Source organism: Ectobacillus panaciterrae DSM 19096 (genome assembly GCF_000430785.1).
In the GTDB taxonomy this organism is placed as follows: domain Bacteria; phylum Bacillota; class Bacilli; order Bacillales; family Bacillaceae_G; genus Ectobacillus; species Ectobacillus panaciterrae.
On sequence record NZ_AUMR01000050.1, the window covers coordinates 1 to 13,780 of the forward strand.

The window sequence follows — 13,780 nt, forward strand, 5'->3', positions numbered from 1 at the left end:
TAAACAAGGGAAATTCGAAATATTAAAAACAACTGTAGATTCTTGATAAAATACGTCAATTGTTGTGTTTTAAAAAAGGGGCGACTTCCCACAAGGAAGAGGGGGCACTGAAAAAGTCCTCATGGTTTAAAAAGTGAAACCGACTTATGAGCAGCCCTTTCCTTTTTGAGTATACAAAAAAAACCGCCCATCCATCTTTAAAGAAATAAAAAAACCAGCTATATTATGCAAAATACTCACAATATAGCTGGTTTTTACTATTTTTCTATAAGGGTATAGTGACCTTATTAGAAATACTTCTATTTTAAATTTACTTCTTTAAAGCGAGAGCAATGATGATAATATTCAATAATCTCTTTTCGACTATTCTAAATTTATAATCGTTCGTATTGATAATGGATTCAATCGATATTTCTCCTTCTGAAAATGTAGTATGCTCGTACCATCTTTTTTTCTTGTGATTTAATGCCATTGTATTTTCAAAACCTTTGATAAAAGCAAAACATCCTTTCCTGTCTTTTAAAGATTTCTTTTCTGCAATAGTACCGATTTGCTCAATGGGGTGAAATCCTGTATCTGAAAATCTTGTAATTAATACATGCCCACTCTTTAACGCTTCCTTTGCCATTTCATAGGTTTCTAGAACACTGTACATGGTTTTGATTTTGGACAAGGCAATCACCTCAAAATGTACAGAGATAATAAAGTTGTTTAATTTACAATAAAGTCGTTTAAAACATAATAAAGTTGTTTTAAACGACTTTATTAATTGTTTCGTTAAGATTGTAAAGAAGTGTACTTATGCCAACGTGGCAGTTTAGTTGAATGAAAAATGTTATAATATTATTAAAATTCAAGAAATGTAGGGTGGAAAATGAAGAGTATTAAAAGATTCATTCAAGTCATCTTAGTAAGTACATTAATCCTAATTCTTAGTGGATGTTTCTCTAAAGATGATCTGAATCAACCAATACAAGAATATTTAAAAACAAACTATGGAATACAAGATGAGTTTTCCGTTATTCAGACAGATAATAATTGGCTTGAAGGGATTGACCATCAAACTTATGTAGAAATTAAAAAGCCATATCGTGCTTATCCGTTCCTAATGATTGATAGAGATACTTTGAAAGTTATAAAAGATCATAGTGACGATATCTATCTCGAACAATTCAAGGGTGCATATATTGAGCAACACCCAGAAGTAGTTCAAGTAATTGAACAGATCATAAAAAAATATGGGTTAGTAAAATATCCTAATAAATTTGTCCCAGAAGAAAATGGTCCTATTTATATGTTTCCTTACGACAACATTGGGGTAAATGTAAATAATTCTCAAGAGCTACTTGATGATTTTAAAAAGACCCAAAAGATAGATACTACTGAACTTTTACCTACATTAATACCAAGTGACCTCCGAAATAAAAATCGTAATGGCATGTATCTAGGTGTGGTGAATTTTCTATTTGAATTTGACATGAATAAAAATAAACATCCTATTCCAAAGGCCAAAGATCTAATTGAGGACTTTCAAAAAAGTGGAGTATTAACAAAAGGAATATACAGTATTGATATGAGAGTAGATGATTCAAATCCTGATCACTTTGTGGGATGGGAATATAATAATATAGCTTTGTTTGAAGTCGATGGAAATGGTGAATATACAATAATTGCCACTCCTAAATATGATGAGTTAAGGGACACTTACTTTTATGGTGATTACGCAGCTAAAAAAAATATAGAATAGAATGTTAGTTGAAGAAGACATGTGCTTGTCATATTCAACAATCGGGCCCTATTTTTTGAATAAACCTTAGATTTTTAAACGACTTCATTGTTATATTTTTGAGTACAGTGAAGTATCTTATATTGAAAATTAAACAACTATATTTTAACCCCGTCTTAAATTTAGAACGGGGTTATGCTTGTTTTTGGTGTTAAAATATAATAACTTTATTGTCCTTTTACACAAAAGTTTTTTAATTATAGTTCAGTTAAATTTTTTGCGAAATAAATTTTAATAATTTCACATACCATATTTATTTAAGAACTTTATTTTTAGTATACAAGAGACCGTTAAAAAATGATTTTAATCTTCTATAGACAGTGTTTGATCACAATCTCCACATTTTATATTAACTTCTCGCTTAGTTGACCTTACAATGATTACACAGCTAGGACAGACCCCTACAACCAATATTTTATTACAAAAAACGTTCGTTTAATGTAATGCTGATCGATACATTTAAAACTCCTAAATTTAAGTCCTTGTTTTTACATTAACTTATACATTAATCTATTTACATTAATTAACGTTTAATGTAAAATTCGATTATAAAATTTGGAAGTTTCTTATTAAGAGGTGTTGTTACATTGATTTTTGGGTATGCTCGCGTAAGCAAAAAAGATCAAAACTTAGAATTACAAATTGATGCACTTGAAAAGTACGGGGTAGAAGAAATTTATCAAGAAAAAATAACGGGTACTAAAACGGATCGTCCAGAGCTAGAGCAATTGCTAAAAGTTCTTCGAAAAGGAGACAAGATTGTTGTATACAAGTTAGATCGTATTAGTCGTTCTACAAAACACCTTATTGAACTTGCGGAGTTTTTTGAAAAGAAGGAAATAGATTTTATATCTATTCAAGACAACATTGATACATCAAGCCCGATTGGACGTTTCTTTTTTCGAATGATTGCAAGTATTGCAGAATTAGAACGTGACATTATTAGAGAACGTACAATAGATGGGCTTGCTGCTGCAAGGGCGAGAGGAAAAAAAGGTGGGAGACCCTTTACCGATAAGAAAACAAAAGAAAAAGCACTAAATATGTATAAAAGTAAACAATTTACGTTAAAAGAAATTAAGGATATGACAGGTGTAGCTCCATCCACTATTTATAGCTGGTTAAAGCAAGAAAGCACTCAAACAGACACCGCAAAAATAAGAATGTGGCTGCGAATAGAAAATAACAATAAATTTGTACGTAGCAAAGGGAAAGTAAGAGAAAGCATCGAGCATTTCCTAAAAGATAATTACAAAATGGAGATCATAGCTAACGAGTATATAATTTACGTTCCTTATACAACCGTCGATGAGTTAGAAAAGACAGTGTATAATATTCTCAGTGAATTAAATAGTGAGGCTGATATGAGGAATTGTTTTATTGAAGCAGATGTTTATTGCGATGAACTAGGACTCACATGGTAATTTCAAGGGATTGATATTAGTAGTTCAAAAAATACAAAAAGAGCCATAAAATGTGGCTCTTTTTGCATGTAAAGGTATTTTGTGTAAAATTCCGAATCAACTTTATAATAATTCAGGGAAAAAGATAATTTCAAGCGGTAAAATATTACATTTAATCAATAAGAAAACAAACAAGAACACCCCTCCCTGTCGTTGGAAAAGAGGGGTGTACCTTAGCTTAGAAAGAAATGGACTATAATCTAAAGGCTGTCCATCTCCTTATGATCATATTCTTTATATCAATGAAATATGTACAAAAATATGCAAGATTTTATACAGTTTTTCCATATATCCGGTACACAACCGGAAAGCTGAAAGCCGCATCACTGCGGCAAAGTATAAAATCCTGCATATTTCATAATGTTCGATAATAAGAGAAATGTTGATATCATGAGGATTTTGTGAACAATCAACTTCCGATAATGAGATGTTATGTAAACCTGACATGTATACGATATACATGATTCCTTGTTGAACTAACTGGCAGGTTAGTGAAAGTATAGAATAGATTTATGAAGAAAAAAGGTTCCCTTATTTAGGAACCATAAATATTAAAAATTTTAGTTTAAAATAACGAGTCGATTTATGTGAAATTTGGGCCAAATAAGTTAAAATAATATTTGGAGAAAAATGAAAAATATGTATAGAAATTTTTTATGAGAAAGGAATCATCATGATAAAAAGAATTTCCAAAATGAAAGATTTTTTATTCGATGCAAATTTCTGGAAAGCCGCATTCGTTATTCCAGGTCTTTCATTTACATTGGCAGCTGCAGTGTTAGGCTTTATTGATTTAGAAAACAAAATCAAAATTATTTTATTTTCATGTTTAACAGCTTTTTCTATTATTTATGTCATTATATATATCTTTGTTAAATCAGGATTGAAAGGAGTAACTTTGAATATAGATGGATCAGTAATAGAAATTACCTCTGGTGATATTTTTCAACAAGATGCTAACTGTTATAAGGTAATTGCTTTTAATGAATTTTTTGATACAAAAGTAGACGATAACATAATATCAGTAAGTTCATTAAATGGAATGTACTTATTAAATAAGTACCCAAATAAAGATAACATCATTGATTTTGATAATAGAGTAGCAATAGACCCAAGATTGAAAAAGATAGAAGAGAATGTCCACAGACCTCTTGGTGGAAAAACAACAAGATATGAACTTGGTAGTATTTTTAAAGATAATGACTATTTTCTTGTTGCTTTTTCAAAATTTAATGATCGTAATGAAGCTAATTTAAGATTAACAGAATATGCAACATGTTTATTAAAGTTTTGGGATGAGGTCAATTCTTTATACAATCGAAAAACGGTTGTAATACCTTTATTAGGATCAGGTATAACAAGGCATAGAGATTTTAATGCTACCAATCAAGAATTACTTGAAGTTATTCTCTGGACATTTAAGATCAGCAAAGTTAAATTCAGAGAACCATCAAAAGTTAAAATTCTCATACATGGAAATCAAATAAATGATATAAACCTTTATAAGTTAAAGGAATTTGAGAATACTGGGATACAGAGATAAAAAGCTTCAAATAATGGGGCTGTCAGAAACATAATGGAGGTAATGTTGTTTATTTTATGTTCCTCCAATTTACTCTGATCTGTCTAGGATTGTATTGCAAGCTAACAGACGCATTTTATCCAGTAAATCAGCTATGTCAAACCAAATTGAAGGGAGAATAAAATAATATATGGCTTACAGAAGTGGTAATTATTCGGCGTTTTATGTTAGTGAACCTTTTAGTGAAAGTAATTTGGGTGCTTCTGCTACCAAAGATTTTGTATCGTACAATCTGTTAAGAGCTTGGAAAGCGCAAGATAGCACTTTTCCATTCATTGACTCACATGATAAAAACTATAATGTGCGGGATGGAAGTGATTGGGAAAAGACATTGAAACCACGTCTGCATGACAGGCTTAATAACTCAAAGAATATTATTTTGTTTTTAAGTTCGACAACCAAGAATAGTAGAGCTTTACGGGAAGAAATGAATTATGGAATTGTAACAAAAGGGCTGCCAGTTATCGTAGTTTATCCAGAATACACAGATAAGAGTGACATTATTGGATGTAGTTCGAAAACAATCAGGCAGCAGATAAAGAACTTGTGGGATAACCTGCCTGCTTTTCGTGATTCTATGGGGAATGTTCCAACTCTTCACATACCAAATAAAAAGGAATTAATAAGAAGTGCCCTAAGCGATACTGACTTTATGGTTAATTCAAAGTGTGCTGCAAATACATATTTTTATCCTTGTTGAATAATCTTAATATGTAAAATATTTCGTTTAAACTAACAGGGGCTAATATTTAATAAAATAAATATATTTATTACTTCTGAGAACACGAATCCCCTTCAGATCGATTAACTGAAGAGGATTTTTTTCTAGGCTCCTAGATACATTGAGTTCCGATAATAGTTTATTATGTTAACTGGACTTGTATACGGTATACAACACAATAACCGTGTTCCTATACCCAAAATAGACTAGCAATCTTCAAAAATTATAAGTTTTTCAGTATTAGGGGTAGCACGCACATTTACTACTGTGGTAACAGTCTGCCTATTGCCACCAGCGCTTCTAAAACATGTTTAATTATAATTACATTCTCATTCTTGTCGGCAAGTTCACGTATTCTGCGCTCATCCTGTCTTATTTCACTTAAAAGATGAAGCACCTTTTCTTCACTAATGTTATTTCCATGTTCATTTATATATCTTAGTTTCATATACAGACTTTCCCTGAGAGCCTCTAATGCTTTGTCAGTTGTTTTCATTTGCGGATCTTCAATAATATTAATGACCTGTTTGATACATGTTCGTATGTTATTAAACACTTCATCCGTCTTGATAACAGGCATACCGCTTTTTTTAGAAGGTGTTTTCAATCTCAGCGTTCTTGGATCACGTAGTTGCCTTCCCCACAGCCTTCTCCACATATTCAATAAACCTCCCCCGTTTACTTATTTTACATATACATATGATTAATCTTTGTCTGATTCGGAATGTTTTCTCTTATATTCTTCTAAACAATTTTCACAAACTGGATAACCCTCCAGCGGAAACTCTTCAAAACATTCATCACACCACATCCACGCATCCCCACCAATTACCTTTCCTTCATCATTAATTGTTAAACCTTCTTTCGACTTAAATTCCGGTCTATCTTTTGCTGTTCTAATTAGCTTTTTCCTTTCATTCACATGAACACCTCCGATTTTGTTTCTTTAGCTAGAAATAAGGGGTGTCGCGGTTGTCTCCTTGTTGTTTTCCCAAGACAGTATATTGGCTTTCTGTATCCGTTTAGTACCGAAGTAATCAACTCAATATGTCTGTCGGATTTATGGGTAATTGCTTCATCTCCCCATGCTGCAATAACCATATTGCAATTATTTAGGGCTTCTCTTATATATTCATCGTTTTTAGGACCAACAGCATCATCTCTTCCCATGTTCTTAACTTTCGTCCAATCGGTTGATATATAAGCAAATAAATTAATGATTTCCAAAGATGTACAATTAAATTGTTTTGCAAAATCTATACATCTGTTTGTTGTTCGGTCATCTTCAAAAGCGTCAGCAGTACTAGGATTGAGCATTATAAATAACGCCCTCTTATGAAGCACTTGGCTGATTCCTTCACTCCAATCCCTGAGTAGAGAATATCGATAGTTCCCCTCTATTACAGCTTCCCGTTTCATCATCATCCCTCCCACTATATAACTTTATTAAATGGCAAAAAAAGGATTTATGCAAATCTATTTTTAGACACTTCATTTCCGCCATTCCCAATCAACTCTTGGAAATTCCTTAAAGGGGTACCGCCCATCGCCATCAACCTAAGGTAAATCTTTACCCCATCGCCATCAAGTTAAAATTTTGCAGCACCCCCAGAACGAAATTTTAGACCTTCTTGTAACAAAAAAGCTTATTTTATCGTTTTGGGGGTGACCTGTTTTCTTGGCTTGATGGGTATGTGGCGGTACGCCTACATTAAAATTAGATATAGAAATTAAAAATTCAAAATATTACAATTTATATAAAGAAGGGGAGAGGATTATGAGATGAAGGTTTGGCTTTTTCTGTTCACAGCGTTCATCGTTTATGTTATTGTTTGGAAAATATTGTTTGCTTTTCCTCTTTACACATTAGGGGTACTATTCCTTTTAATTGGTGTTATAATTTTGTGTTCCTACATCAAAGAATCCCGACAGAAATCTTAATATATTTTGAGGGGGAAGGTGTAAAGAATGAATTTAAGACCACTTGTACCGCATGTTAAGAAACTGGGTGGTATGCTTGCTACAGTTGCCATAGAGTATGACCTTTGTAAAGTAGTATCTAGTATAAATTCTTAGTTTAATATAGTGAACCATATTGCCAGCATTAATTAAAATTAGGAGTGTGATCACATGGATATGTTGCAACAATTCGGACTCAATACTAGACAAGCACAACTTTTATTCAGCATGCAGTATCATCTTATTAATCATGATATCAGTGTAGGGATTGTCGACCGTTACAAGCAGAAGAAAGCAGAATGGAGAGACTTGTGGGAGCAAGGCATTACTAAGGTGTTAAACCAGGATAATCCAATAAATAAAATAGGTTTAATTAAGGATTTCGAGGAACTTGAACAGGCTAGTAAATATGTTGTTGAGGAGTGCAAGAATTTAAAGACCCCCCTATTCTTAATTCTTCTGGAGCTGTCCTTATTTTCTCCATACTCTCACTTAGAAGGCTTTGACAAGAGTTTCTATGACGTGTTGACACTTGATGAAAAAAGTACGACTGATATAGTGAAAAAATTTGCAAAGATATTAGAAATAAGTGAAGAGTATGTAGAGCGCTACAGAAAAGCATTTAAGAACTCTATTCGGACATTATCCGGGTTCTATACAAAGGTGTTGGTCGGGGCAGGTTTGGGAGCTGTTTTAATTGCTCTCACAGCAGGATTTGCTGCTCCTTTCATTGCCGCTGCAGCAGCTCCATCAGGGCTAGTAGGAGCAGCTGCTATAAATGCAGGTTTAGCCGCACTAGGAGGTGGAGCGATTGCAGCCGGTGGATTTGGAATGGCAGGCGGAATTAGCGTAATTGTTGGCGGTGGTGCTATTTTTGGAGTGTTGAGCGGGTCTGCTTTGGGAGCTGCTTTAGGAAGTTCATCTAAGTTCACTCTTCTTGAAGGTGCTAAGCTTGGAGTTATGATGAGGGAAATTATTTTACATGCGCAGAGAGATATACGGCTGGCACAAGAAATGTTACAAAAACAGAAAGAAGTCATCAGGGAACTGGAGAAGGATCTAGTAGAGTTGAAGTTCCAGGAGAAGGAAAACAAAGAAAGAATCCAGAATCTAACTAAGTCTATTGAGTACTTAAGAAGCTCTCTTAAACATTCCGAAAAGGCATTGGAGGAATTCTATGTCAATAAAGGATGATAAAGAAAATGTGTCGTACGGACGAATTATTGACTTTGAAAATGAGTTTTCTGAAGTACAACAGGATATCAGTAAAGTCAGCCGGGATTTAAGTGAAACCGCTAGCCTAGGTCAACAAAACACTCAAGACTTATGGTCACTTGAAATGGAGATTGAAGGGATGTATAAACAGCTCGGTTTAGAGCCCTTAGACAATGGCATTCGGAAGGAGTATCAAACGAAAGTCAACCTAAAAGTATATTCTCAAGAGTACTTTCAAGGGATTTCTACCGAGCTTGAAAAGGAGTTGCTGGCGGAGGTTACTAGCAAAAAGAATTTAACACCTTCTTTGTCTAAGTTAGATATGACAGTTGCTTTAGTGATTGGATGTGTAGCTGCTATAGTTGATCTGTTATTTGTCAAGATACCTGTAGAAGTTAACTACTTAGGAAAGTACCAGCAGAGCGGAAGTGGTATAACTGAGTGGCTGCGTTCTCAAGGGGTTAACGAAGATGGCCAGTTAAATAACTTCTTCAAGGGATTAGAAAAGTCATGCAAGGTTAGCTTTGATGCAAGTAACAGTCGAGGAGTAGGAGACTACAATGGAGAATTAAATGGATTTTATCCAAAAACTCATCGTCTTATGAGTTTAGGACACGACCCATTCTTTGGAATAATATTTGGTCTAATCGATATGTTAAATGGCACGTTAACCCTAATTGATGCTAAGGGAGTCATTCATCACATACCGATTGAGAATTATCAAAATCAGCCTGTGGAGAAGATGATTTTTGTTCCATTTGTTTGGATTGGACATATTTTGTCAGACGTTTGTACCAAAATGGGTATACCGGTTCCAGGTTGGGGATTTACTCAACTGTTGCAATTCGGTTCATTTGGTGAGAAAGGAAGAAGTATTGCAGACATAGCTAGATGGATGTATCTAGAGGGATATGATTTAAGGCACTTTCTCACGATGAGTTTAGTGCCGGGAATTATAGAGTTACTTGTGCGGATTTATTTTAGACTTACTTCGGAAAAAGAAGACTTCCTATCTCCGCTATATGCACAAAATTTGAGAAATATCCAAAATAACATTCGTTTGCAGAAATTGCTCTTCACAGCACATTCTGTTGCTGTGAGTGGAAATATTCTAAAAGTGTTCCTGGCGCATGGAAACCCGCTCGCTCTTAACTCTGCCGAGCTATTGGGCTTTGCAAAACAGAGTGTTCAAATGACACTAATCCGAGCAAGGAACACTACGGCAGAGCAGATGATAAGGAACAGAGAAAATATAGACAGTTTTTGGGGGAATCTTAACTCATCGGAATAAAAAGACTTACCAAGTGTTAAGGTTGAAACTGATAATGCAGAATACACCCTAATCAATGGAGAGGAAAGCTTTTCCTTTGAAGCAAAGGCGAAAGAAGTGAATAAAACTGAATAAGGTAAGTTGGTTGGAGAATCACCTAATAAGTATGAAACATATGTAATTTTTTGTTTCCCAAAAGTAGAGAACCGGCAAGAGTAATTGCTGGTTCATTTGTTATTTTAGGGTTCCAATCATGTCTATCAATCTAAAAATGAGAAGTACTTCTAAAACGAAAATTTTATCACTTCATAGTTGTATAAAAGGGTCAATTCAGTGGTGTTTTTTAGTTTGAGTAGGCTTATGCCATTTCTTTTAGCTATCTGAATTTAAATAAATACCAAAACCCCCGTCTGCGTCCTCGGGGGTTTTGATGTTAACTAGCTTCCACCACATATGTATTTATCGACCAATAAGCATCGCGAGCAGTTGCAGGACAAACTCGACATGATATGGATTCTGCGTAGCCCATATAACGGTTCGGATGGCAGTGTATTTCAACCAACGCATCGTCTTCACCTCCCAGGCAGAGACCAAAAAGGCTTGCCCGGTCCTTCTAATTTACCATATAGAGGAAATGATTGGAAGGGAAAATTATTGTAATGAAAATACCCTCGTTCGTAAAAACTTGCAGCTCCTATCAAGAAAGTTTACTTTTTGGGAAGGAGGTTTTACGAACAATGATATATCGAGTTACAAAGGTACAGTTGGCCACAAGGATTCCCTTTTTGTCGGGATGAGTGTCATAACTTAAAAGAATTGACACCATTTTGATAGAGTGATAGCATCAAGGTATCATGAGGTATCAAAACATAGTGTCATAAATAAAGGTCGTAAAGGTGCTGTTACATAATGAAATATGGATACGCAAGGGTAAGTACGGTTACACAGGATTTAGAAGCACAACTACAAGCACTGGAAAAGGAAGCTTGCGAAAAAATCTATTCTGAGAAGTTCACCGGAACAAAAGCAGATCGACCGCAATTTAAAGAACTTCTGTCATTATTAAAAGAGGGTGATACACTGGTAGTTACTAAATTAGACCGCTTTGCAAGATCAACAGTAGACGCTATTCAAACTGTAAAGGAACTATTTGAAAAGGGCGTCAAGGTTCATATTCTAAATATGGGATTAGTAGAGGACACCCCAACAGGACGGTTAGTATTCAATGTAATGAGTGCTTTTGCTGAGTTCGAAAGGGATATGATTGTAGAACGTACTCAGGAAGGTAAAGCTATTGCTAAACAGCGTGAGGACTTTAGAGAAGGTAGGCCGAATAAGTTCAGTAAAAAACAGATAGCATACGCTTTAGGGCTGCTAGAAACTCATTCTTATAAAGAAGTGGAGAACATGACTGGAATATCTAAGAGTACCCTAATTAGGGCAAAGAAGAAGCAGGGGGCAGCAAAATGATAAACATTGAAATTAAAACGTTTGAGTTACCGGAACAAAAGCAGGAACTATATTTTTCCCACACAGAAACATACACGCTAATATCTGTACCAGCTTGGAACTGGTGTTACCTATGGACCATTAGTGATAATGACCAAGAAGACAAGCAGCAGTTTAAAGAAGCATTGGAAGGCATTTTAGACGATTCAACAGCTGAACAAATGACGAATAGAGTTTACCAATACTTAATGACAGGAAACTAATGCCCTTGCTACAGCAAGGGTATTTTTCTTTTTCCGTTGTACATTAGACTGAAGGGACTATTTATAGAGTCCAAGATAGATTGACTTCTGATCATGATATGTTATGTAAACCTCACATGAATATGATATACAAAATAATTTAATAAAAGATTATTTTCGTTAACATTAAATCTTGATGTAGAAATATTACATTGATTAATAAATTCGAAGTATAATTTATAGTGTAAAACATTCAATTCTTAGGAGGGATAGGCTATTGGAAATTAACACTCAAGAAGAGGTTAAGAAAAGAACCCTTTTCACTAATAAACGAAACATATTCATATTAATTGGCCTGTTGCTATTTATTGTTATTGTTGTATCAGTTGTAAGTATTAATAATGCAAAACACGAAAAGGAAGAATATTCTAAACAAATGAATTCAGCAGTAACTACTATGCTTGAAAGCGGAACTAAAGCAGAGAAGATAGGAAATCAATATGCTGAAGCTTGGAGTAAAGCTATAAGCGGTGTTTATGTGTTAAATGGAGAGCGTTATAGTGACTTTAATAATGCAATTTCAGCAGTAAGTAAATATAACAAATCTTACATATCAGAAATTTGGGTAAGTGAAGAAGAGGTTGACGCAACTATGAAAAAGTTACAAAACCCACCAAAAGAGTTTGAAGACGCTTATAACGAGCTGACAGAATTATATAAGGTTTATAAAAAATATGTTGACCTATGCACGACTCCAAAAGGCTCTTTAATTACCTACAATAGTACACGCAATGAGTTATCGAGTGACTTTGTGAGTCTAAAAGACTCTGTTGAATTAAAAATACCAGACATAAAATAACATTAGGTTGAGATTGGACGGTGTGAAGTTTTGGCTATTCCAGATTATCAAGCATTTATGTACCCATTCCTCAAGTTATTAGAAGACGGAAAGGAGCATACTTTGCAAGAAGCATATTGCTTTCTTGCAGATCACTTTCAACTCACTAATGAAGAGAAAGAAGAAATACTGCCAAGTGGAAAACAGCTAGTGTATCACAATCGTATTGGATGGGCCAGGACATATTTGAAAAAAGCCGGTCTGCTTAATACTGTGAGAAGAGCCACTTTTCTCATAACCGACAGAGGTAGAGATGTTGTTAAAGATCCAGTTGTTAATCAACTCACTAAAGATTATTTATTGAGGTATAAAGAATTTCAAGAGTTTCAAATTAAGAAAAATGAAAATGAACCAGCACCCTCGTCTATTTCTGACGAAGAAAAATTAACACCACAAGAACAATTAGACCAAAGCTATAAAATGATGCAACAGCAGATTAGCGACGAGATTTTAGAAAGAGTTAAAAGCTGCACACCTGAATTTTTTGAGCGTTTAGTGGTTGAATTACTGGTATCGATGGGATACGGTGGTTCGATACAAGATGCCGGAAAAGCGATTGGTCGAAGTGGAGATGAAGGTATAGACGGTATCATTAAAGAAGATGTATTAGGATTAGATATGATTTATGTGCAGGCAAAGCGCTGGGAAGGTGTTGTGGGGCGTCCGGAAATCCAAAAATTCGCTGGTAGCCTAGAAGGACAGCGTGCAAGAAAAGGTGTCTTTATCACTACTTCTGATTTTACAGAAGGCGCGAAAGAATACGTCAATCGTATAGAAAAAAAGATCATTCTCATTAACGGTACTGCTTTAGCAGATTATATGTTTAAGTATGATATTGGTGTTTCTAAAGTGACACAGTATATCTTGAAGAAGGTGGATTTGGATTATTTTGAGGAGTAGAGATAAGGCTTTATTGTAAGCGAACATAACCAGATAGAGCCTTCTTTTGAATAATGGATGATTTGGACAGATACGAAGATGAATCTAACATAATAGATATTATGTTAGATTCATATAGGTTCCATAAAATAAATGAAACTCCTTGAATATCAAGGAGTTTTTAATTTTGTTAGAAAATAGTTGATGATTGAATGTAACATATTGGATTTAATTGTTGTGTTGTGTTGAAGGTAACATAACTAATATCAAATACATAGCAACAATGTTCGAAAAAGTACATTGTATTGAACGAATG

General features: G+C 34.3%; 15 protein-coding genes. 11 read left to right on the forward strand and 4 right to left on the reverse strand.

Annotated features, from left to right (window positions below; all coding sequences use genetic code 11):
* Positions 1-310: 310 nt before the first annotated feature.
* Positions 311-673 (reverse strand): hypothetical protein, encoded by a 363-nt coding sequence (locus tag H540_RS0112990; protein WP_028401038.1) that lies wholly within the window; start codon positions 671-673, stop codon positions 311-313.
* Positions 674-874: 201 nt separating this feature from the next.
* Here H540_RS0112990 and H540_RS0112995 point away from each other — a divergent pair, with 201 nt between their 5' ends.
* The 4 genes from H540_RS0112995 to H540_RS0113010 all read left to right on the forward strand — a co-directional run bounded on the left by H540_RS0112995 (position 875) and on the right by H540_RS0113010 (position 5,531).
* Positions 875-1,747, forward strand: a complete 873-nt coding sequence (locus H540_RS0112995; RefSeq protein ID WP_028401039.1) for a hypothetical protein — start codon at positions 875-877, stop codon at positions 1,745-1,747.
* 626 nt (positions 1,748-2,373) lie between these two features.
* Positions 2,374-3,210 carry a recombinase family protein gene (locus H540_RS29625; protein WP_081415119.1) on the forward strand — a complete coding sequence of 279 codons (837 nt, stop codon included), beginning with the start codon at positions 2,374-2,376 and terminating at the stop codon, positions 3,208-3,210.
* Between the two features lie 712 nt (positions 3,211-3,922).
* Positions 3,923-4,792 (forward strand): macro domain-containing protein, encoded by an 870-nt coding sequence (locus H540_RS0113005; RefSeq protein ID WP_051317090.1) that lies wholly within the window; start codon positions 3,923-3,925, stop codon positions 4,790-4,792.
* Positions 4,793-4,961: 169 nt separating this feature from the next.
* Positions 4,962-5,531, forward strand: coding sequence for a TIR domain-containing protein (locus H540_RS0113010; RefSeq protein ID WP_028401041.1), 570 nt, complete (start codon positions 4,962-4,964; stop codon positions 5,529-5,531).
* Between the two features lie 283 nt (positions 5,532-5,814).
* On the opposite strand, the gene H540_RS0113015 is transcribed toward H540_RS0113010, so the two are convergent.
* The 3 genes from H540_RS0113015 to H540_RS0113025 are packed head-to-tail and all read right to left on the reverse strand — an operon-like array spanning position 5,815 to position 6,971.
* A complete protein-coding gene (locus tag H540_RS0113015) occupies positions 5,815-6,210 on the reverse strand; it encodes a hypothetical protein (RefSeq protein ID WP_028401042.1) in 396 nt (131 codons plus the stop codon).
* Positions 6,211-6,255: 45 nt separating this feature from the next.
* Complete coding sequence (locus H540_RS0113020) at positions 6,256-6,474, reverse strand: hypothetical protein (RefSeq protein WP_028401043.1); 219 nt, start codon at positions 6,472-6,474, stop codon at positions 6,256-6,258.
* On the reverse strand, positions 6,471-6,971 hold the full coding sequence (locus H540_RS0113025) for a DUF1643 domain-containing protein (protein ID WP_051317091.1): 501 nt from the start codon (positions 6,969-6,971) through the stop codon (positions 6,471-6,473). Before H540_RS0113025 ends, H540_RS0113020 begins: the two co-directional genes overlap by 4 nt.
* Before the next feature lie 711 nt (positions 6,972-7,682).
* Between H540_RS0113025 and H540_RS0113035 the strand changes: the two genes are divergently transcribed.
* The 7 genes from H540_RS0113035 to H540_RS0113065 all read left to right on the forward strand — a co-directional run bounded on the left by H540_RS0113035 (position 7,683) and on the right by H540_RS0113065 (position 13,485).
* On the forward strand, positions 7,683-8,705 hold the full coding sequence (locus H540_RS0113035; protein ID WP_028401045.1) for a hypothetical protein: 1,023 nt from the start codon (positions 7,683-7,685) through the stop codon (positions 8,703-8,705).
* Complete coding sequence (locus tag H540_RS0113040; protein WP_051317092.1) at positions 8,689-10,017, forward strand: hypothetical protein; 1,329 nt, start codon at positions 8,689-8,691, stop codon at positions 10,015-10,017. Before H540_RS0113035 ends, H540_RS0113040 begins: the two co-directional genes overlap by 17 nt.
* Before the next feature lie 483 nt (positions 10,018-10,500).
* Positions 10,501-10,656 (forward strand): hypothetical protein, encoded by a 156-nt coding sequence (locus tag H540_RS34210; RefSeq protein WP_155891017.1) that lies wholly within the window; start codon positions 10,501-10,503, stop codon positions 10,654-10,656.
* Positions 10,657-10,905: 249 nt separating this feature from the next.
* Positions 10,906-11,466 carry a recombinase family protein gene (locus tag H540_RS0113050; RefSeq protein WP_028401047.1) on the forward strand — a complete coding sequence of 187 codons (561 nt, stop codon included), beginning with the start codon at positions 10,906-10,908 and terminating at the stop codon, positions 11,464-11,466.
* Complete coding sequence (locus H540_RS0113055) at positions 11,463-11,708, forward strand: YueH family protein (RefSeq protein WP_028401048.1); 246 nt, start codon at positions 11,463-11,465, stop codon at positions 11,706-11,708. Before H540_RS0113050 ends, H540_RS0113055 begins: the two co-directional genes overlap by 4 nt.
* 256 nt (positions 11,709-11,964) lie before the next feature.
* On the forward strand, positions 11,965-12,546 hold the full coding sequence (locus H540_RS0113060; RefSeq protein ID WP_028401049.1) for a hypothetical protein: 582 nt from the start codon (positions 11,965-11,967) through the stop codon (positions 12,544-12,546).
* A gap of 30 nt (positions 12,547-12,576) precedes the next feature.
* Positions 12,577-13,485 (forward strand): restriction endonuclease, encoded by a 909-nt coding sequence (locus H540_RS0113065; RefSeq protein WP_028401050.1) that lies wholly within the window; start codon positions 12,577-12,579, stop codon positions 13,483-13,485.
* Positions 13,486-13,780 lie beyond the last annotated feature (295 nt).

What these genes read in the sequence shown, in the direction of transcription:
- H540_RS0113050 (WP_028401047.1), top strand. Translation starts at nt 10,906, where the DNA reads ATGAAATATGGATACGCAAGGGTAAGTACGGTTACACAGGATTTAGAA.
- H540_RS0113005 (WP_051317090.1), top strand. Translation starts at nt 3,923, where the DNA reads ATGATAAAAAGAATTTCCAAAATGAAAGATTTTTTATTCGATGCAAAT.
- H540_RS34210 (WP_155891017.1), top strand. Translation starts at nt 10,501, where the DNA reads ATGATATGGATTCTGCGTAGCCCATATAACGGTTCGGATGGCAGTGTA.
- H540_RS0113015 (WP_028401042.1), bottom strand. Translation starts at nt 6,210, where the DNA reads ATGTGGAGAAGGCTGTGGGGAAGGCAACTACGTGATCCAAGAACGCTG.
- H540_RS0112995 (WP_028401039.1), top strand. Translation starts at nt 875, where the DNA reads ATGAAGAGTATTAAAAGATTCATTCAAGTCATCTTAGTAAGTACATTA.
- H540_RS0113010 (WP_028401041.1), top strand. Translation starts at nt 4,962, where the DNA reads ATGGCTTACAGAAGTGGTAATTATTCGGCGTTTTATGTTAGTGAACCT.
- H540_RS0113035 (WP_028401045.1), top strand. Translation starts at nt 7,683, where the DNA reads ATGGATATGTTGCAACAATTCGGACTCAATACTAGACAAGCACAACTT.
- H540_RS0113025 (WP_051317091.1), bottom strand. Translation starts at nt 6,971, where the DNA reads ATGAAACGGGAAGCTGTAATAGAGGGGAACTATCGATATTCTCTACTC.
- H540_RS0113040 (WP_051317092.1), top strand. Translation starts at nt 8,689, where the DNA reads ATGTCAATAAAGGATGATAAAGAAAATGTGTCGTACGGACGAATTATT.
- H540_RS0113055 (WP_028401048.1), top strand. Translation starts at nt 11,463, where the DNA reads ATGATAAACATTGAAATTAAAACGTTTGAGTTACCGGAACAAAAGCAG.